The sequence below is a fragment of the Streptomyces sp. NBC_01381 genome (genome assembly GCF_026340305.1).
GTDB lineage: Bacteria > Actinomycetota > Actinomycetes > Streptomycetales > Streptomycetaceae > Streptomyces.
In genome coordinates, this window is sequence record NZ_JAPEPI010000001.1 from 1,773,980 (window position 1) to 1,791,820 (window position 17,841).

At 70.4% G+C, this 17,841-nt stretch carries 17 protein-coding genes; 7 read left to right on the top strand and 10 right to left on the bottom strand.

Annotated features, from left to right (window positions below):
• The first annotated feature begins 47 nt into the window (after positions 1-47).
• The 3 genes from OG453_RS08610 (at position 48) to OG453_RS08620 (ending at position 3,689) form a co-directional block, all read left to right on the top strand.
• Positions 48-1,226 carry a 4-hydroxybenzoate 3-monooxygenase gene (locus OG453_RS08610; protein ID WP_266866115.1) on the top strand — a complete coding sequence of 393 codons (1,179 nt, stop codon included), beginning with the start codon at positions 48-50 and terminating at the stop codon, positions 1,224-1,226.
• A 75-nt stretch (positions 1,227-1,301) separates the two neighbouring features.
• Positions 1,302-2,702: an aromatic acid/H+ symport family MFS transporter gene (locus tag OG453_RS08615; protein ID WP_266866117.1), complete on the top strand. Its 1,401-nt coding sequence runs from the start codon at positions 1,302-1,304 to the stop codon at positions 2,700-2,702.
• A gap of 66 nt (positions 2,703-2,768) precedes the next feature.
• Positions 2,769-3,689: a Bax inhibitor-1/YccA family protein gene (locus OG453_RS08620; protein ID WP_266866119.1), complete on the top strand. Its 921-nt coding sequence runs from the start codon at positions 2,769-2,771 to the stop codon at positions 3,687-3,689.
• Between the two features lie 101 nt (positions 3,690-3,790).
• On the opposite strand, the gene OG453_RS08625 is transcribed toward OG453_RS08620, so the two are convergent.
• Complete coding sequence (locus tag OG453_RS08625) at positions 3,791-4,021, bottom strand: DUF4287 domain-containing protein (RefSeq protein ID WP_055545457.1); 231 nt, start codon at positions 4,019-4,021, stop codon at positions 3,791-3,793.
• Positions 4,022-4,123: 102 nt separating this feature from the next.
• On the opposite strand from OG453_RS08625, the gene OG453_RS08630 reads away from it, so the two are divergent.
• Positions 4,124-4,435: a hypothetical protein gene (locus OG453_RS08630; RefSeq protein ID WP_266866124.1), complete on the top strand. Its 312-nt coding sequence runs from the start codon at positions 4,124-4,126 to the stop codon at positions 4,433-4,435.
• A gap of 52 nt (positions 4,436-4,487) precedes the next feature.
• Here the strand turns inward: OG453_RS08630 and OG453_RS08635 are convergent, their stop codons facing one another.
• The 3 genes from OG453_RS08635 to OG453_RS08645 all read right to left on the bottom strand — a co-directional run bounded on the left by OG453_RS08635 (position 4,488) and on the right by OG453_RS08645 (position 8,092).
• A complete protein-coding gene (locus OG453_RS08635) occupies positions 4,488-5,306 on the bottom strand; it encodes a hypothetical protein (RefSeq protein WP_266869757.1) in 819 nt (272 codons plus the stop codon).
• A gap of 243 nt (positions 5,307-5,549) precedes the next feature.
• A complete protein-coding gene (locus OG453_RS08640) occupies positions 5,550-6,770 on the bottom strand; it encodes an acetyl-CoA C-acetyltransferase (RefSeq protein WP_266866126.1) in 1,221 nt (406 codons plus the stop codon).
• Between the two features lie 302 nt (positions 6,771-7,072).
• Complete coding sequence (locus tag OG453_RS08645; protein ID WP_266866128.1) at positions 7,073-8,092, bottom strand: SGNH/GDSL hydrolase family protein; 1,020 nt, start codon at positions 8,090-8,092, stop codon at positions 7,073-7,075.
• 155 nt (positions 8,093-8,247) lie between these two features.
• Between OG453_RS08645 and OG453_RS08650 the strand changes: the two genes are divergently transcribed.
• The gene (locus tag OG453_RS08650; RefSeq protein WP_266866130.1) at positions 8,248-9,639 is read left to right on the top strand and encodes a cystathionine beta-synthase; all 1,392 of its coding nucleotides are present in this window, start codon (positions 8,248-8,250) and stop codon (positions 9,637-9,639) included.
• A 246-nt stretch (positions 9,640-9,885) separates the two neighbouring features.
• Here the strand turns inward: OG453_RS08650 and OG453_RS08655 are convergent, their stop codons facing one another.
• The 6 genes from OG453_RS08655 to OG453_RS08680 all read right to left on the bottom strand — a co-directional run bounded on the left by OG453_RS08655 (position 9,886) and on the right by OG453_RS08680 (position 15,277).
• Entirely contained in the window at positions 9,886-10,311 is a 426-nt protein-coding gene (locus tag OG453_RS08655; protein ID WP_266866132.1) for a hypothetical protein, read from the bottom strand.
• Positions 10,298-11,746, bottom strand: a complete 1,449-nt coding sequence (locus tag OG453_RS08660) for a cytosine permease (protein ID WP_266866134.1) — start codon at positions 11,744-11,746, stop codon at positions 10,298-10,300. Before OG453_RS08660 ends, OG453_RS08655 begins: the two co-directional genes overlap by 14 nt.
• Before the next feature lie 61 nt (positions 11,747-11,807).
• On the bottom strand, positions 11,808-12,743 hold the full coding sequence (locus OG453_RS08665; RefSeq protein WP_266869758.1) for an ABC transporter substrate-binding protein: 936 nt from the start codon (positions 12,741-12,743) through the stop codon (positions 11,808-11,810).
• 20 nt (positions 12,744-12,763) lie between these two features.
• Positions 12,764-13,435 carry an ABC transporter permease gene (locus tag OG453_RS08670; protein ID WP_266866136.1) on the bottom strand — a complete coding sequence of 224 codons (672 nt, stop codon included), beginning with the start codon at positions 13,433-13,435 and terminating at the stop codon, positions 12,764-12,766.
• Between the two features lies 1 nt (position 13,436).
• Positions 13,437-14,084 (bottom strand): ABC transporter permease, encoded by a 648-nt coding sequence (locus OG453_RS08675; RefSeq protein ID WP_266866138.1) that lies wholly within the window; start codon positions 14,082-14,084, stop codon positions 13,437-13,439.
• Entirely contained in the window at positions 14,081-15,277 is a 1,197-nt protein-coding gene (locus OG453_RS08680; protein WP_266866140.1) for an ABC transporter ATP-binding protein, read from the bottom strand. The genes OG453_RS08675 and OG453_RS08680 overlap by 4 nt, the downstream gene beginning before the upstream one ends.
• Before the next feature lie 152 nt (positions 15,278-15,429).
• Between OG453_RS08680 and OG453_RS08685 the strand changes: the two genes are divergently transcribed.
• Together OG453_RS08685 and OG453_RS08690 are read left to right on the top strand one after the other, a co-directional pair.
• Positions 15,430-17,001, top strand: coding sequence for an aromatic amino acid ammonia-lyase (locus tag OG453_RS08685; protein ID WP_266869759.1), 1,572 nt, complete (start codon positions 15,430-15,432; stop codon positions 16,999-17,001).
• Complete coding sequence (locus OG453_RS08690; protein WP_266866142.1) at positions 16,998-17,831, top strand: MurR/RpiR family transcriptional regulator; 834 nt, start codon at positions 16,998-17,000, stop codon at positions 17,829-17,831. The genes OG453_RS08685 and OG453_RS08690 overlap by 4 nt, the downstream gene beginning before the upstream one ends.
• Positions 17,832-17,841 lie beyond the last annotated feature (10 nt).

Consider the following 17,841-nt stretch of genomic DNA (forward strand, 5'->3'; position numbering starts at 1 on the left):
AGGCGAACAAGTCGAGTGGGCTGGTTCGGAAGCGAAGGGAACGATCGATGCGCACCACCGTCGGAATCATCGGGGCCGGACCCGCGGGACTGCTCCTCGCCCGCCTGCTGCACAACGCCGGCATCGATTCCGTCGTCCTGGAGACCCGGGACCGCGCCTACGTCGAGCAGCGCCAGCGCGCCGGGATCCTGGAGCAGGGCAGCGTGGATGTCCTTCGGGAGGCCGGCGTGGCTGCCCGCATGGACCGCGAAGGCATCCCGCACGACGGCATCGAATTGCGCTTCGACCGCCGCAGGCACCGCGTCGACTTCCCCGCCCTGACCGGCGGCCGGTCCGTGATGGTGTACGCCCAGACCGAGGTCTGCAAGGACCTCATAGCCCTCCAGCTCGCGGCCGGAGGACCGCTGCTCTTCGAGGCGGAGGCGCTCGCCGTCGAGGGTGCCGAGAGCGAGAACCCGCGGGTCCGCTTCCGGCATCAGGGCCGCGAGGACGTCCTGGAGTGCGACTACGTAGTGGGCTGCGACGGCTCCTGGGGCGTGGCCCGCAAGGCCGTGCCCGCCGACATCTCCCGGGTCTTCGAGCGCACGTACCCCTTCGGCTGGCTCGGCATCCTCGCCGATGTGCCGCCCTCGCACGACGAGTTGGTCTACGCCCGCCACGACCGCGGCTTCGCGCTGCTCTCCATGCGGTCGCCGACCGTCACGCGCGCGTACCTGCAAGTCCCCGCGGGCACGGACGCCGCCGACTGGAGCGACGAGGAGATCTGGGACGAGCTCGACCGCCGCCTGGAGACCGACGACCCCTCCTGGACGCTGAAGCGCGGACCCGTCACCGCCAAGTCCGTCACGCCCATGCGCAGCTACGTCCACGAGCCCATGCGGCACGGCCGGGTCTTCCTCGCCGGGGACGCCGCGCACATCGTCCCGCCCACCGGCGCCAAGGGCCTCAACCTCGCCGTCGGCGACGTCGTCACCTTCGCCCGCGCGCTCGTCGACCTCCGCGAGACCGGCTCCGACGCCCGCCTCGATGCGTACTCGGAGACCTGTCTGCGCCGCGTCTGGCAGGCCGAGCGCTTCTCGTACGCGATGACCACGATGCTCCACCGCGGCCCCGAAGCCACCCCCTTCGACGACCGCATCCAGCTCGCCCAGCTGGACCGCATCACCACCACGCGCTCGGCCGAGGCCGACCTCGCGGAGGGCTATACGGGCTTTCCCCTCGACTGAGCCCGCCGCATCGCCGGAAAACCCCCGTCCCCCCGGAAGTCCCCACTCCCCACTCCACAAAGAAGTGAGAGCCCCGTGACCGCTCCCCAGAGCGCCGCCCCCGAGCGCACCTTCAGATCCGTGGCCCCCGTCATAGCCCTGTGCTGGCTCGTCGTCTTCTTCGACGGCATGGACGTCAACATCTACGGCGCCGTGATGCCGCACCTCATCGACGACAAGGGCTTCGGCTTCACCCCGTCGACCGCGGGCACCATCGGCTCCTGGACCACCTTCGGCATGCTGATCGGCGCCCTCGGCTGCGGCACGCTCACCGACTGGATCGGCCGCAAGCCGATGGTGGTGGGCAGCGTTGCGCTGTTCTCACTCGGCTCCGCGGTCTGCGCGCTCGCGCCGAGCGCCGCCGTCTTCGGCGCCGGACGCTTCATCGCCGGGCTCGGGCTCGGCGGTCTGATGCCGATCAGCCTCGCGATCGTCGCCGAGTTCGCGCCGAAGCGCAGGGCCGCGCTCGCCACCGGCCTGATGATGACCTCGTACCACGCGGGCGGCATGGCGGCCACGGGCCTCGGCCTCACGCTCGGGCCCGACCACGGCTGGCGCGTGGTCTTCTGGGCGGGCGTCATCCCTGCCGTCGTCGCCATCCCCCTCGTGGTGAAGTGGCTGCCCGAATCGCCGGGGGTGCTGCTCAACAAGGGCCGGGCGAGCGAGGCCGAGGCGGTCGCCGCCCGCTATCTGCTGCCGTCGCCGACCCTCGCCGAAGCCCCCGAGGCGGGTGCCAAGGGCCGTTTCTCCGCCGTGGCGTCCCTCTTCACCCCGGGACAGCGCCTCGCGACCCCGCTCCTCTGGGTCGCGTCCTTCGCCGGACTGCTCCTCGTCTACGGCGTCTCCACCTGGCTCCCCGAGCTGATGCGCGCCTCCGGCTACTCGCTCTCCTCCTCCGTCACCTTCCTCATGGTGATCAACGCGGGCGGCATCGTCGGCATGCTGGTGGCGGGCCGTGCCGCCGACAAGTTCGGCGCCATGCGGATCTCCGCGATCTGGTTCCTGCTCACCGCCTGCGGCGCCTTCCTGCTCAAGGCGGAGCTGCCGCTCGGCGTCGCGTACGTGATCGTCTTCGTCACCGGCATCTGGCTCTTCTCGGCGCAGGTCATGGTGTACGCCTCCGCTCCCTCGGTCTACACGCCGGCCCAGCGCGCCACGGGCCTCGGCTGGATCACCGGCGTCGGGCGGACCGGCGCGGTCGTCGGGCCGTGGCTGGGAGGCGCCGTCGTCTCGGGCGGAAACGCGTCCCTCGGATTCACCACGTTCGCCGTCGCCGCCGTGCTCGGTGCGGTGGCGATCTCCCTGGTGCCACTCGTCCGGCGCAGCCGCCGCAACCCGGCCGCGGCGGGAGAATCGGCGGGAGACTCGACGGGAACAGAGAGCGCGGCACCGATCGTTCTTGGTCACAAGGAGGGAAAGATCCTCCCCAAGCACTAGGGTCTTCCTTTTGCCTACGCATTACTCTTGAGCCAATGCCACGCCCGGTGGCCATGGAGGAGTGAGATGAGGAGCAGCAACCCGGTCTTCTCGCGACGGGGGTTCAGCCGCGACAACGGCTACGCGGGCTTCGGCCAGCAGCCGCAGGCCGGGGGACCCGCGGGCGGGACGCAGACCCAGTACGCGCAGGGCAATCCGTACGCGGGCGCGGGCCAGCAGGCCCCCACCAACCCGTACGCGGCCAACCCTTACGCCCAGCAGGACCTGCAGTACGGCGCGCCGCAGGCGCCCGTGACCACTGCGGGCCGCATGACGATGGACGACGTCGTCATGCGTACGGCCACGACGCTCGGCACCCTCGTGGTGACCGCCGCGCTCGCCTGGGCGCTGCTGCCGGTGGACGACGCGAACATCAGCAAGTCCTACGGCATCGCGATCGGCGCGGGCCTCATCGCGATGGTGCTCGGCCTCGTCCAGGCCTTCAAGCGCAAGGCGTCGCCCCCGCTGATCCTGACGTACGCCGCGCTCGAAGGTGTCTTCCTCGGCGTCGTCTCCAGCGTCGTCGACAACCGCATCGCGAGCGGCGCGGCCATGCAGGCCGTGCTCGGCACGATGGCGGTCTTCCTCGGTGTCCTCATCGCCTACAAGGCGGGCTGGATCCGGGTCAACCGTCGCTTCTACGGCTTCGTGATGGCCGCGGCGATGGGCTTCCTGCTGCTGACCGCGGTGAACCTGCTGTTCGCGGTCTTCGGCGGCGGCGACGGCCTCGGCTTCCGCAGCGGCGGCCTCGGCATCGTCTTCGGCATCGTCGGCATCCTGCTCGGCGCGTGCTTCCTGGCCCTGGACTTCAAGCAGGTCGAGGACGGCATCGCGTACGGCGCTCCGAAGGAAGAGGCCTGGCTCGCGGCGTTCGGTCTGACGATGACGCTGGTCTGGATCTACCTGGAGTTCCTGCGCCTGATCGCCATCCTGCAGGGCAACGACTGACGCACGACGTCGGTCAACGGCCGGCAGCCGAAGGGCCCCGCGGAACAGATGTTCCGCGGGGCCCTTCGCCGTGTGTGACGTGTGTGTGAGGGGACAGGGGGTCAGAGGAACTTGCGTGCGGCCCTCCGCAAGTCGTACTCGTGAATGATTGCCTTGGCATGTCCGTACGCGAGGTTGTGTTCGGCGCGGAGCCAGCTGACCTTCTCCTCGAAGCGGAAGAGAGAAGGGCCTTCGTCCACGGCGCGAAGCCAGTCGGAGACTTCACGACCGGTGCAGTGGGGGATGCGGGCGAGCAGATTGCGGTGGGTCTCCTCGGAGAAGACTTGGGACATCGGCGCCTCCGGACGCGTCGCGATGTGTTCCGTCCTTCACGCCACCGTGCCTGAGCGTTCGGGCGTTGGCAACAGTCCCGTCCCGGCGCATAAGGTCGCCGGGTGCTTGATACGACGCCTTTGACGGCCGCAGTGGACCATTTCGCCGATCGGTTGCGGGCCGCCCCGCAGAGTCGCCTGCAGCGGGGGGCGGCGACCGAAGCCCTCGCTCTGGCCAGGGAATTGGCGGCGTGGGCGCAGCGGATCGAGGTGCCCGACGAGGAGCCGCGGGAGATGCCGGACGCCGGGATGTTCGCGGCGGCCGACCAGATCACGGTCGCGGGGCGGGACTTGGCCCTCGTACTGGAGGACGAGCGCCAATTGGCGGAAGCGCTGACGCTGGTGGAGAAGGCGCAGAAACGCGCGTCGGTCTGAGGCCGCCCGGCGCGGGGTCTGAGGGGTGGGGACCCTCAGACCAGGGGGACGGTCAGACCGAGGCGATGACGCGGTCGGCCAGGATGTAGACGTTCTCGGTGCCGCACTCGAACGTGAGGGCGTAGGCGCCGGAGACTCCGGAGCCGCCGAGCAGGACCGGGGTGTGGCCGTCGCGCAGGGCGTCGGCGAGCTGCTCCGCGGTCTCGCGGTGGCCCGGCGTCATACAGAGCGTCGTACCGTCCGCGAAGACATAGACGTCCAGGGTGCCCAGCGGGCCCGGGCGGACGTCGGCGAGCGCCGTGCGGGCGCCGGCCAGCTCCTCCAGGCAGGCGACCGTGCGCTCGTGGTCGCCGTGGCCGTCCGTGTGGGGCGTCTGGACCGGTACGAAGTCCGGGTGCGAGGGGTGCCTGCGGCGGGCCGCGGCCAGCTCGGGGGAGTCGCCCGCGAACTCGTCGGCCGGATCCGCGTAGGGCTCGATCACCGGCTCGAGGCTGTCCGCCTCGATGCCCGCGAGATCCGCCTGGCGCGGCAGGAACAGCTCGTCCGCCATGTCGGCGAGCCCCGGCAGACCGCTGAGCAGGGACGGCGCGTCCGACGCGTCGCGGGCTTCCTGGGCGGCCCAGAAGGCCCGCGCCTCGGCGAGCTCGCGCTCCCGCTCCTCGGCGAGCGCGTCGGCCACGGCCGCGCGTATCTCGTCGGTGTCCGGAGTGGTGCGTGCCGCGGGCACGGTGGGGCGCCCCGTCGCGGCGTGGCTCTGGGCCAGCTCGGTGCGCAGGGCCGTTATCTGCTTCCGCAGCCCGTGCACGGCGTGCAGGGCGGCGGCGCCCACGGCCGTGGCGGCAGCCGTGGAGAGCAGCAGGGCAAGAGGCATGGCGCTCACTGACGTACTCCCGGTTTCAAGTCGACCCCCGACTTCCTACATCAGCTTGAAGCCTGCACGATCCACCTGTCAGTGCATTACGTCACGAATTGGACAGGTCTTTTGGCCCGGTGTTTATCCACAGATGTGCTCTGACCTGGGCATATGCATCTCCCCCAGGAGATAGGTCACATCCTGGGGGAGATTGAGTCACGAATCAATGGCGACGCCGGGGATCCGCAGGGGTCCAGAGGGTCAGCTGAGGCGCTCGATGACCATCGCCATGCCCTGGCCGCCGCCGACGCACATCGTCTCCAGGCCGAACTGCTTGTCGTGGAACTGGAGGGAGTTGATGAGCGTGCCGGTGATGCGGGCGCCGGTCATGCCGAAGGGGTGGCCGACGGCGATGGCACCGCCGTTGACGTTCAGCTTGTCGAGCGGGATGTTCAGGTCGCGGTAGGAGGGGATCACCTGGGCGGCGAAGGCCTCGTTGATCTCGAAGAGGTCGATGTCGTCGACGGTCAGACCGGCGCGGGAGAGTGCCTGCTTCGACGCTTCCACCGGGCCGAGGCCCATGATCTCGGGGGAGAGGCCGGTGACGCCGGTGGAGACGATGCGGGCGAGCGGGGTCAGGCCGAGCTCGCGGGCCTTGGTGTCGCTCATGATCACCAGGGCGGCGGCGCCGTCGTTGAGCGGGCAGCAGTTGCCGGCCGTGACGAGGCCGTCGGGGCGGAAGACGGGCTTGAGGCCCGAGACGCCCTCGACGGTGACGCCGGCGCGGGGGCCGTCGTCCTTGCTGACGACGGTGCCGTCAGGGGTGGTGACGGGGGTGATCTCGCGCTCCCAGAAGCCGTTCTTGATGGCTTCCTCGGCGAGGTTCTGGGACCGGACCCCGAACTCGTCCATGTCCTGACGGGTGACGCCCTTGGCGCGGGCCAGGTTCTCGGCGGTCTGCCCCATGGCGATGTACGCGTCCGGGATCAGTCCGTCCTCGCGCGGGTCGTGCCAGGAGGAGCCCTCGGACTTGGACACGGCCTCGGTGCGGGCCTCGGCGTCGGCGAAGAGGGGGTTGTGGGTGTCGGGAAGGCCGTCGCTGGAACCCTTGATGCTGCGGGACACCATCTCGACGCCCGCGGAGATGAAGACGTCGCCCTCGCCCGCCTTGATGGCGTGCAGGGCCATGCGGCTCGTCTGCAGGGAGGAGGAGCAGTAGCGGGTGATGGTGCAGCCGGGGAGGTGGTCCATCCCCATCTGTACGGCGACGATGCGGCCCAGGTTGTGCCCCTGCTCGCCGCCGGGCAGACCACAGCCGAGCATCAGGTCGTCGATCTGCTTCGGGTCGAGCTCGGGGACCTTGGCGAGGGCGGCCTCGATGATCGTGGCGGTCAGGTCGTCCGGGCGCAGATCCTTCAGCGAGCCCTTGAAGGCGCGGCCGATCGGGGTGCGGGCGGCAGAGACGATCACGGCTTCGGGCATCACGGACTCCTGGCGGGGGCGCCCCGAGCGGGGCGGGCGGCTGGCGGACTCCCTGGGAAGTTACCTGTACGTATCGCTGTCAGTCACCGGGCGGGGACTGTGACGCGGGACGCATTTTTCTAAGCGCTTGCTCATTTCTGGCGGGGGCGCCTTGGATGGGGGGTGCGGATTCTGGCTGCGGGCCGGTGGGGGCTTGGCGCGCAGTTCCCCGCGCCCCTGAAGGGGCACGACCGCCTGCGCCCCTTCAGGGGCGCGGGGAACTGCGCGATCAGCCACAGACGGCCCGCAGATCGTGAACAGCGTCAGTGCGGCAGCGGAGACGGATCCGGGGTGTGGATGCGGCGGCGGCGCCGCCGCTTGAGGAGGGCCCAGGGTCCCCGTGGCCCCGTAGGCATCGCGGCAGCGACCTCCGTGCCGCCCTCCGACGCGGCCTGCGCCGCCGCGCGGGCCACCGGCAGGAAGCCCTCCCGGCGGGAGACGTCGGGGCGCTCCTCCTCCGGCCACAGGCCCAGCGCCGCGCAGAGGGTCGGCAGGACCGCCATGGCCGCCGTCGCGTACCCCTCCGCGGAGGGGTGGTAGTTGTCGGGGCCGAACAGCTCCCGCGGGTTCGCCGCGAACTCGGGGCCCAGGAGATCGCCGAGCGACACCGTACGGCCGCCCTGCTCCACCACGCCGATCGTCTGCGCCGCCGCCAGCTGCCGCGAGACCCGGCGGGCCATCCAGCGCAGGGGCTGGTAGACGTTCTCCACGGTGCCGAGGTCCGGGCAGGTGCCGACGACCACCTCCGCGCCGGCCGTCCGCAGCCGCCGCACCGCCGCCGCCAGGTAGCGGACCGACCGTGTCGCCGGGATCCGGTGCGTCACGTCGTTCGCGCCGATCATGATGACGCAGACGTCCGGGATCCAGGACGAGGGGTCGGAGAGGATCAGGGACACCTGGCGGTCCAGGTCGTCCGACTGGGCCCCCGGCTGCGCCACGTTCCGCAGCTCCACCGGACGCTCCGCCACCGCCGCGAGCCCCGAGGAGAGCAGCGCCCCCGGGGTGTGCCGGGCCCGGTGCACCCCCTGCCCCGCGGCCGTCGAGTCGCCGAGCATCGCGAACCGCACGGGCTCGGCGCCGTCCTGCCGCTCCGCGAGCGCCCCGCCGTACCGCCCGTCGGCCCGTGGCGGCGCCGCATGCTCCCCGTTGTTGCCCACCGAACGCTTCGCCAGCTGCACCTCGGCGAGGACCACCCCCACGGTCGCCGCGCCGAGCAGCCCGATGCCTCCGCCGCCGTACGCCGCGCCCGCGGCGATCCGCCTCGCCACCCTCGCCCTCGACATGCCCTGCAGCCACCTCCTCGTAGCCATACCGCCGTACATCCACTCATTGCCCCGTAAGGGCGGTCGGCCAATCGTGATCGGAGGTGAACGGGCGACCAGGAGTCTTACGCTTACGACACCCATTCGTCGCACTACATGGCAGCCCGGAGACAACGGTGCAATTCCACGACTCGATGATCAGTCTCGTCGGCAACACCCCGCTGGTGAGGCTCAACAACGTGACCGCGGGCATTCAGGCCACGGTCCTGGCCAAGGTCGAGTACTTCAACCCCGGCGGGTCGGTGAAGGACCGCATCGCACTGCGCATGATCGAGGCCGCCGAACAGAGCGGGGAGCTCGAGCCCGGCGGCACGATCGTCGAGCCGACCTCGGGGAACACCGGGGTCGGCCTTGCGATCGTGGCCCAGCAGAAGGGCTACAAGTGCATCTTCGTCTGCCCGGACAAGGTGTCCCTGGACAAGATCAATGTGCTGCGGGCGTACGGCGCCGACGTCGTCGTCTGCCCCACGGCCGTCGACCCGGAGCACCCGGACTCGTACTACAACGTCTCCGACCGCCTGGTGCGTGAGACCCCCGGTGCCTGGAAGCCCGACCAGTACTCGAACCCGAACAATCCGCTCTCCCACTACCACTCCACCGGCCCTGAGCTGTGGGAGCAGACAGAAGGAAAGATCACCCATTTCGTGGCGGGCATCGGCACCGGCGGCACGATCTCGGGGACCGGCGGATATCTGAAGGAGGTGTCCGGCGGCAAGGTCAAGGTCGTCGGCGCCGACCCCGAGGGGTCGGTCTACTCCGGCGGCTCAGGGCGGCCGTATCTCGTCGAGGGCGTCGGCGAGGACTTCTGGCCGACGGCGTACGACCGCAATGTGACCGACGAGATCGTCGCGGTGTCCGACAAGGACTCCTTCCAGATGACGCGGCGCCTCGCCAAGGAGGAGGGACTGCTCGTCGGCGGCTCCTGCGGCATGGCGGTCGTGGCCGCGCTGCGGGTGGCGGAACGGCTCGGGCCCGACGACGTCGTGGTCGTACTTCTCCCCGACTCCGGCCGCGGCTACATGAGCAAGATCTTCAGCGACGAGTGGATGAACGACTACGGGTTCCTGGAGCAGGCCGGCGACCAGCCTCGCGTCGGTGACGTACTGAGCCGCAAGGAGGGTGGCAAGCTGCCCTCGCTCGTTCATATGCACCCGGAGGAGACGGTCGGCGAGGCCATCGAGGTACTGCGTGAGTACGGCGTCTCGCAGATGCCCATCGTCAAGCCGGGCGCGGGCCACCCCGACGTGATGGCGGCGGAGGTCATCGGCTCGGTCGTCGAACGCGAGCTCCTGGACGCCCTGTTCGCGCAGCGCGCCTCGCTCGGCGACCCGCTGGAGAAGCACATGTCCGACCCGCTGCCGCAGGTCGGCTCGGGCGAGCCGGTCGGCGACCTGATGTCGGTGCTCGGCGCGGCCGACGCGGCGATCGTGCTCGTCGAGGGCAAGCCGACGGGTGTGGTGAGCCGTCAGGACCTGCTGGCGTTCCTCGCGGAGCAGCAGGGGCAGTAAGCCACCGGGTGTGCCGTGGGCCGAACTTCGCGGAAGTGGTACGAGCGCGTCACGTCCGCGCAGCACCCGCTTAACACGGCTCCGGCACATTGGTCGTTGTCGGCGTACAGGAACTCCGGAGCGGCTCCCGGACCTCTGAACGCCCGGACGCGAGGCCCGGCCTGACCCGGCCCGCGTCCCTCGCGGGGACCGCCGTCGTCCCGCCCCCTGGGAAACCGGGGGTGCGGCGGTCCCCGCGCATGAACTTCACTCGTCCCACTCCGACTTCCGGCCGCCGCGGTCCCCGCGGCGGCCGAAGCGCATGCCGCGCATCGCGTGCACCCCGTTCACCCCGACGATGCCCGCCCAGGTGATGAAGAGGCCCGGCAGATCGGCGTTGACCACGCCGATCGCCGAGAGGGGGATCGCGAGGATCAGTGAGACGACGGCGAAGCCGAAGCGCTCGCCCCATGAGTCCACCGCGTTGTCGGGCGCGCGGGAGCCGCGGGCGACGACCATCTGCTGCTCGGCCATGTGCCGGCGCATCCGCCGGTCGATGGTGCCGTCCAGGCGCTGCTCGACCTTTCCGAGGAACGAGTCGACCAGCGCGGACTCATACTCTTCGCCGAGCTCTCTGCGGGCATGCAGAGTGGCGTCGAGTTCCTTCTTGAGTTCGGCGTCACGGGCTTCCATGGTTCTTTACCGTACGCAGCTCGGACGCCTCTGGCAGTGGGGCTATCCCCCCATTCTCATCGGGGTTCAGCCCTAGAGTGGCGCCGCGCCGGGCCAGCAGCCAATACAGGACCGCCGGTACGACCAGGCCCACGATCCACGACACGTCCGCGCCGCCGAGCGGCTCGACCAGCGGGCCGGTGTAGAAGTGCGTGACCAGGAACGGGAGCTGGGCGAGCAGGCCCACCCCGTAGACGACGAGGGCGTCCCAGCGCCATGCGCCGTACCGTCCCGCCGGGTCGGAGAGCGCCGGGATGTCGTAGCGCTCCTTGGAGATCAGGTAGTAGTCGACCAGGTTGATCGCCGACCACGGCGTGAAGAACGTCAGCAGGAAGAGCAGGAAGTCCTTGAAGGACGTCAGGAAGCTGTCCTTGCCCAGGAGGGCCACCGTCGTTCCCGCGATCATGATCAGGGCGATGTACACCGCCCTGCCGCGCTGCGAGAGGACCTTCTGGCCGCGGAAGCCGCTGACGCTGGTCACCATCGACATGAAGCCGCCGTAGGTGTTGAGGACGTTGATGGTCAGCTTGCCCAGCGCGATCACGAAGTACAGGAACGATGCGATCAGGCCCGTGCCGCCCAGGCCGACGACGTATCCGACCTGGTTGGCGAGGAACGCGTCCCCCGCGGTCGCCGCCACGAGGACACCGAACGTCATCGACCACTGCGAGCCCAGCGCTGATCCGGAGAGGGTCCACCAGAAGGTCGCCTTGCCCGACGTCGTACGCGGCAGATAGCGCGAGTAGTCCGCGACGTACGGCCCGAAGGCCAGCTGCCAGGACGCCGAGAGGGAGACGGCGAGCAGGAACATCGGCAGGTCGAAGTGTGCGTCGGAGAGGAGCGCGGAGAGGTCGACGCGGTCCAGGAGGCGGATGCCGAGGTAGACGAAGGCCAGCGCGCAGATCACGCTCGCGATCCGGCCGAGCGTGTGGATGACGCGGTAGCCGACCGCCGCCGTCACCGCCGTGACCACCGCGAAGATGATGATGCCGGTGGTGTCGTTCGTGTGCGTCAGCTCGGCCGTGGCCTGTCCGGCCAGGACGCTGCCGCTCGCGAAGAACCCGACGTACATCACGATGACCAGGAGCAGCGGGACGACCGCGCCCTTCACGCCGAACTGGGCGCGGGACTGGATCATCTGGGGCAGGCCCAGCTTCGGGCCCTGCGCCGAGTGCAGGGCCATCACCGCGCCGCCGAGCAGATTGCCGAGCAGGAGCCCGATGACCGACCACACCACGTCGCCGCCGAACACGACGGCGAGCGCGCCGGTGACGACCGCGGTGATCTGCAGATTGGCGCCGAGCCAGAGGGTGAACTGGCTGAACGCCGTGCCGTGCCGTTCGTCGTCGGGGACGACGTCGATGGAGCGCCGCTCCACCAGATCCTCAGCTGCCATGCCGCTCGACTCCCCTGCTTCCTTCGTAAGTCCGCCGTAAGTCTGCTTTTCCGTACGTGCGTTACTTCTTCGTCAGGCCGTGGCGCGCCGCCCAGTCGTTCGCGACGTCCTCCGGGTCCTTCTTGTCCTTGTCCACCAGGCGGTTCAGCTCGGTGAGTTGCTTGGTCGTCAGTACGCTCCCCAGGCGGGCGAGGGCCCCCCGCACCGTCGAGTCGGCCTTGCGGTCGGCGATGAGCGGGACGACGTGCTGGCCGGGGATCAGGTTCTTCGGGTCGGTGAGGACCACCCACTTCTCGGCGGCGATGTCGGTGTCGGTGGTGAAGAGGTTCGCCACGTCCACGTCGCCCTTCTTCAGGGCGCCCTTCACCAACGGGCCCGAGGAATCAAGGGACTTGAACTCCTTGAACTCCACGCCGTAGACGTCCTTGAGGCCGACGGCGCCCACGGTGCGCTTCTTCACCTCGGGGGCGGCGCCGATGACGAGCTTGCCGTTGTGCTTCGCCAGATCGGCGAGGGACTTGAGGCCGTACTCGTCGGCGGTCTCCCGCGTGACGGCGAAGGCGTCGGAGTCCTCGGCCATCCCGTAGGGGAGGATCTGCAGTCCGCGCGGCAGCGTCATGGCGAGGGCGTTCTGCATCTCGCCCTCCTCGGTGGCCTTCGCCTTGGGGTCGAGGTAGTGCAGGAGCGCGCCCTGGTACTCGGGCAGCAGGTCGATGTCGCCGCCCTTGAGTGCGGGGATGAGGATCTCGCGGGTGCCGAGGTTGGGGCGGACTGTGGTCTTGACGCCCTCCGCTTCGAGCGCCGCGGCGTACAGGTAGCCGAGGACCTGGTTCTCGGTGAAGTTGGCGGTGCCGATCGTCACGCCGTCCTTGCTGGAGCCGCCGCCCCCGCCGCCGGCGCCCTGGCCGTCGAGGGAGGTGATGCCGCCGCTGCAGGAGGCGAGTGCGGGGACGGATGCGACGGCGAAGAGTCCGCCGAGGAGAGTCCTGCGGTTCATGGGGGCCATCTGGCTTGCTCCTAGGCCGACTTGGCGGGGCGGTGACGGAAGAGGGCGCGCTGCAGTCCGGAGAGCGCGAGATCGAGTACGACGGCGACGACCGCCACGAGCACGGCTCCGCCCAGGACTTGGACCAGGTCGCGCTGGGCGAGCCCGTCGAAGACATACCGGCCGAGCCCGCCGAAGGAGACGTACGCGGCGATGGTGGCCGTCGCCACGACCTGGATCAGCGCGAGCCGGAGCCCGGTCATGATCAGCGGCATGGCGAGGGGGAGTTCGACCTGGAAGAGGACCTGGTGCCAGCGCATGCCCTGGCCCTTCGCGGCGTCCTTCACCTCGCGGTCGACGGCGGTCATCCCGGCGTAGGTGTTGGTGACGATGGAGGGCACGGCGAGCGCGACGAGCGCGATGTAGACGGGCCACATGGAGAGCCCGCTGGCGAGGAAGACGAGCACGACGAGGCCGACGGTGGGCAGCGCCCGGCCGAAGCTCGACAGGTTGATGGCGAGGAAGGCGCCGCGCCCGGTGTGCCCGATGAGCAGGCCGAGCGGCAGCGCGATGGCGGCCGCGATGAGCGTGGCGAGCAGCGAGTACTGGAGGTGTTCGGCGAGGCGGTGCCCGATGCCGTCGGGCCCGGCCCACTGATCGCCGCTGACCAGCCAGGCGCCGAGGTCCTTGAAGAGTTCGTACATGTCACGCGCTCCTCTTGCGGCGGGTCCAGGGCGTCAGGACGTACTGGAGGGTGACGAGCAGCGCGTCCGCGACGAGTGCGAGGAGCAGGGTCAGGACCACGCCGACGATGACGGGGGTCGGGAAGTTGCGCTGGAACCCGTCCGTGAAGAGCTGTCCCAGACCGCCGTCGCCGATGTACGTCGCCACGGAGACGAGGGAGATCGCCATGACGGTGGCGATCCGTACGCCCGCCATGATCACGGGCAGGGCGAGGGGGAGTTCGACGGTGAGCAGGGTGCGCAGTGGGCGGGTGCCCATGGCCTTCGCGGCTTCCTTCGTCTTGGCCGGTACGGAGTCCAGGCCCTCGACGGTGTTCCGCAGGAGCACGACGAGGGTGTAGATCGTCAGGCCGATGACGGTGGTGGTGCGGGTGAGCCCGCTGACCGGCAGGAGCAGCACGAAGATGGCGATGGACGGGATGGTGAACAGGACGTTCGAGAGGCCCAGGAGCAGCCCGCGCAGGGGGCGCACGCGATGCGCGACGACGGCCAGCGGGAGCGAGATCAGCAGGCCGAGCAGTACGGCGGTGAGGGCGGCCTGGAGGTGCGAGAGCGTGAGGGTGGTGAGGTCGTCGGTGTGGTCGGATATCCACGACCAGTCGATGGTCATGCAGGACGCTCCGCCGTGCCCGCGGGGCCCGTCTTGGCGGGCTTGGCGTCTGCGTTTGTGTCGCTGGTGTCGTCCTTCGGGTGCGGGTCGTCTTGGGTTGCTCGCGCCCGCGCGGCGGAGCCGCACATGTCAGAGCCCCGCGCCCCTTCGGGGGCGGCTGTGCGGCCCTGTTCGTGGGCCGTGCCCGCGTGGTCGTGGATGTCGTCGCGGGACGTGACGCCGGTCAGGGCGCCTGCCGCGTCGACGCGGGCGACCAGGCCACTGGGGGCGGCTATGGACTCGTTCAGGGCCGAGAGCAGTGAGTCTGTGTCACGCAGCGGGCGTACGGGAACATCCGCGGCCTGCGCGTCCTTGTGCCGCCAGGCCACCGGGGCCCCCGCGGCGTCCAGGCGCAGCGTCCATGCGCCGCCCTCCGGAGCCGGCCCCTGCGGGACCTCGGCCAGTGTCGTCAGGGAGAGCAGTTTGAGGCCGCGTTCGGCGCCCAGGAAGTCGGCGACGAAGTCGTCCGCCGGGCGGGCCAGGAGTTCGGCGGGGGACGCGCACTGGACGAGATGGCCGCCGGTGCGGAAGACGGCTATTCGGTCGCCGAGCCGTACGGCCTCGTCGATGTCGTGCGTGACGAAGACGATGGTCTTGTTCAACTCCCGCTGCAGGCGCAGGAGTTCGTCCTGTAGCTGGGTGCGGACCACCGGGTCCACCGCGCCGAAGGGCTCGTCCATGAGCAGCACCGGCGCGTCCGCGGCCAGCGCGCGGGCCACGCCGACGCGCTGCTGCTGGCCGCCGGAGAGCTGGTGCGGGTAGCGCTTGCCCGCGTCGGCGGTGAGGCCGACCGTCTCCAGGAGTTCGGCGGCCCGCGCCCGCGCCTTCCTGCGGCCCCAGCCGAGCAGCAGCGGCACCGTGGCGATGTTGTCCAGGACCGTGCGGTGCGGGAAGAGCCCCGACTGCTGGATCACATAGCCGATGGAGCGGCGCAGTTCGGCCGCGTCCTGCCGCAGGACGTCCTTGCCGTTGACCTTGATCGTCCCTGAGGTCGGGTCGACCATCCGGTTGATCATGCGGAGCGTCGTCGTCTTGCCGCAACCGGAAGATCCGACGAGGACGGTCACGCCGCCTTCCGGCATCTCAAGTGTGAGGTCGTGGACCGCGGTTGTGCCGTTCGGGAAGCGCTTGTGGACCGTATCGAATTGGATCATGAGGAGTCCCTTGCCCGGCTGTATATCGTCATGCAGAGTTCTCGTTGACTGAATAGATTGTCAATAGCTAGTCCACGCCCTGACGTAAATCGCCGGTTACGAGTGATCGCAGGGCAAGACGGAGCGTCCGGGTTGAGGAGGAATTGCGCGTGATGTCGTCTCATATCGCGGACAGGGCGACCGGAAGGGCGACCGTCGACAGCGGCTCGGTCGTCGTCCTGGACGGCCGCGGACTGATGGTCGCAGATGTCGTACGCCTGGCCGAATCCACCGCAAAGCCCGTTCCGGCGACCGATGGGATGAAGCGGGCCGAGAGCTCCTGGAACGCCGCGCGGGAGATCGCGTCCTGGGGCCGCGTCTACGGCCGCTCCACCGGCGTGGGCGCGAACCGGAATGAGTCCGTGCCGACCGAGGCGGCCGCCGACCACGGCCTGCGGCTGCTGCGCAGCCATGCCGGAGCGATCGGCGAGGAGCTGCCCGCACGGCAGGTCCGCGCGATGCTCGCGGTCCGCGCCAATCAGCTCCTTGCCGGCGGCGCGGGCCTGCGCCCGACCGTCGTCACGGCGCTCTGCGAGGCCCTGGAGACGGGCGCGTACCCGAAGGTCAATGAGTTCGGCTCGGTCGGGACCGGCGACATCGCGGCCCTCGCCCAGATGGGCCTCGCGCTCGCGGGCGAGCACCCCTGGCAGGGCACCGGGGCGGCCCCGGCGCCCCAGCCCCTCGACAACAACGACGCCCTCGCCCTGATCAGCAGCAACGCGCTCACCCTCGGCCAGTCCGCGCTCGCCCTGCACGAACTGCGCGGCCTGATCGCGGCCACGCAGGTGGTGGCGGCGCTCTCCCTGATGGCCGTCGACGGTTCGTACGAGGCGTACGCGCTGCCCGTCCACGAGGCGCGCCGCCACGCGGGTTCGTACGCGGTCGCGGAACGCATGCGCCTGATTCTCGGCGCACCGGACCGGCCGACCCCACCGCTCGGCCGCATCCAGGACCCGTACGGCTTCCGCTGCGTCCCGCAGATCCACGGCCCCGCGCACGACGCGGCGGACGCCCTTGAGAACGTCCTCACGGTCGAGATCAACGCGGCCGCCGAGAACCCCCTGATCTCGCCGGACGACATGGCTGCGTACCACCACGGCGGCTTCTATCTCGCTCAACTGGCCCTGTCCCTGGACCACTTCAGGCTGGCGATGACACAGGCGGCCCGCCTCTCCACGTCCCGCCTCTCGACCCTGAACGAACCGGCCTTCACCCGCCTGCGCCCCTTCCTCGCGGACGGCGAACCGGCCTCTTCGGGCGTGATGATCCTTGAGTACGCGGCCGGGGCGGCCCTCGGTGACCTGCGGGCCTTCTCGGCGCCCGCGTCGCTCGGCCACGCCGTCCTCTCCCGCGGCGTCGAGGAGCAGGCCAGCTTCGCCTCGCTGGCGGCCCGCCAGACGCTGCGCGCGTGCGAGGCTTACCGGCTGGTGGTGGGCTGTGAACTGGTCGCCGCGGTAAGGGCGTTGCGCCAGCGCGACATGCGCTTGGACGCCGAACTGCCCGTCGGGCGGGCCTTCGAACTCGCGGACTCCGTCCTCGACGCGGAGCTCGCCGACCGCCCGCTGACGGATGATGTGACGGCGGCGGCCGGACTCCTTGACCGGTTCACCGAGTTGTGGGCGGGCCTGGGGGCCGGAGGCGGAACGGCCGTCGAGGGCCAGGGTGTTGTGAGGGGAACGGTATGAGTGACAGTCCTGCGGCACGGCTGCAAGTGCTCTTCGAGGGACACCGGCTTACGCCCACGCAGCGGCGCATCGCGCACTGCATGGTGCGAAGGGCGGCGGACGTCCCCTTCCTCTCCAGCGTCGAACTGGCGGAGCTCGCCGGGGTGAGCCAGCCCTCGGTGACGCGGTTCGCGGTGGCGCTCGGCTTCGACGGATACCCGGCGCTCCGCAGGCACCTGCGGGAACTGTCACCCGCGGAGGAGGGGGGCGAGTCCTCCCTCAACGAGTACCAGCAGGCGGTCGAGGCGGAGATCGCGAACCTGCGGCACCTGGCGGAGGTCCTCGCGGACCCGGCACCGGTGGAGCGCGCGGGCCGGCTCCTCGCCGCCTCCCGCCCGCTCCCCGTCCTCGGCCTGCGGGCCGCCGCCTCCCAGGCGTACGGCTTCGCGTACTTCGCGGCGAAGGTCCATCCGGACGTACGCCTCCTCGACGAGGGCGGCACGATGCTGGCCGACCGGATCGACGCGGCGGTACGGGCGGGCGCATCGACGCTGCTGTGCTTCGCGCTGCCGAGGCATCCGCGCGAGGTGGTCGACGCGCTGGCCTACGCCCAGTCGGCGGGCCTGACCGTGGTGACGGTGGCCGACTCGGCGTTCGCCCCCGTGGCGGCCCACTCCAACCTCCTCCTCCCGGCGGCGGTGGGCACAGGCCTCGCCTTCGACACGGCCTGCGCCCCGATGCTCCTGGGCCGCGTCCTCCTGGAGGCCATGTGCGACGGCCTCCCCGACGCCCAGGCCCACCTGGAGGAGTTCGACGCGGGGGCGGCGGCGCGCGGGCTCTTCGTGGAGTAGGCGCGGCGGC

What these genes read in the sequence shown, in the direction of transcription:
- OG453_RS08610 (WP_266866115.1), top strand. Translation starts at nt 48, where the DNA reads ATGCGCACCACCGTCGGAATCATCGGGGCCGGACCCGCGGGACTGCTC.
- OG453_RS08620 (WP_266866119.1), top strand. Translation starts at nt 2,769, where the DNA reads ATGAGGAGCAGCAACCCGGTCTTCTCGCGACGGGGGTTCAGCCGCGAC.
- OG453_RS08625 (WP_055545457.1), bottom strand. Translation starts at nt 4,021, where the DNA reads ATGTCCCAAGTCTTCTCCGAGGAGACCCACCGCAATCTGCTCGCCCGC.
- OG453_RS08635 (WP_266869757.1), bottom strand. Translation starts at nt 5,306, where the DNA reads ATGCCTCTTGCCCTGCTGCTCTCCACGGCTGCCGCCACGGCCGTGGGC.
- OG453_RS08640 (WP_266866126.1), bottom strand. Translation starts at nt 6,770, where the DNA reads ATGCCCGAAGCCGTGATCGTCTCTGCCGCCCGCACCCCGATCGGCCGC.
- OG453_RS08645 (WP_266866128.1), bottom strand. Translation starts at nt 8,092, where the DNA reads ATGTCGAGGGCGAGGGTGGCGAGGCGGATCGCCGCGGGCGCGGCGTAC.
- OG453_RS08655 (WP_266866132.1), bottom strand. Translation starts at nt 10,311, where the DNA reads ATGGAAGCCCGTGACGCCGAACTCAAGAAGGAACTCGACGCCACTCTG.
- OG453_RS08660 (WP_266866134.1), bottom strand. Translation starts at nt 11,746, where the DNA reads ATGGCAGCTGAGGATCTGGTGGAGCGGCGCTCCATCGACGTCGTCCCC.
- OG453_RS08665 (WP_266869758.1), bottom strand. Translation starts at nt 12,743, where the DNA reads ATGAACCGCAGGACTCTCCTCGGCGGACTCTTCGCCGTCGCATCCGTC.
- OG453_RS08670 (WP_266866136.1), bottom strand. Translation starts at nt 13,435, where the DNA reads ATGTACGAACTCTTCAAGGACCTCGGCGCCTGGCTGGTCAGCGGCGAT.
- OG453_RS08675 (WP_266866138.1), bottom strand. Translation starts at nt 14,084, where the DNA reads ATGACCATCGACTGGTCGTGGATATCCGACCACACCGACGACCTCACC.
- OG453_RS08680 (WP_266866140.1), bottom strand. Translation starts at nt 15,277, where the DNA reads ATGATCCAATTCGATACGGTCCACAAGCGCTTCCCGAACGGCACAACC.
- OG453_RS08685 (WP_266869759.1), top strand. Translation starts at nt 15,430, where the DNA reads ATGTCGTCTCATATCGCGGACAGGGCGACCGGAAGGGCGACCGTCGAC.
- OG453_RS08690 (WP_266866142.1), top strand. Translation starts at nt 16,998, where the DNA reads ATGAGTGACAGTCCTGCGGCACGGCTGCAAGTGCTCTTCGAGGGACAC.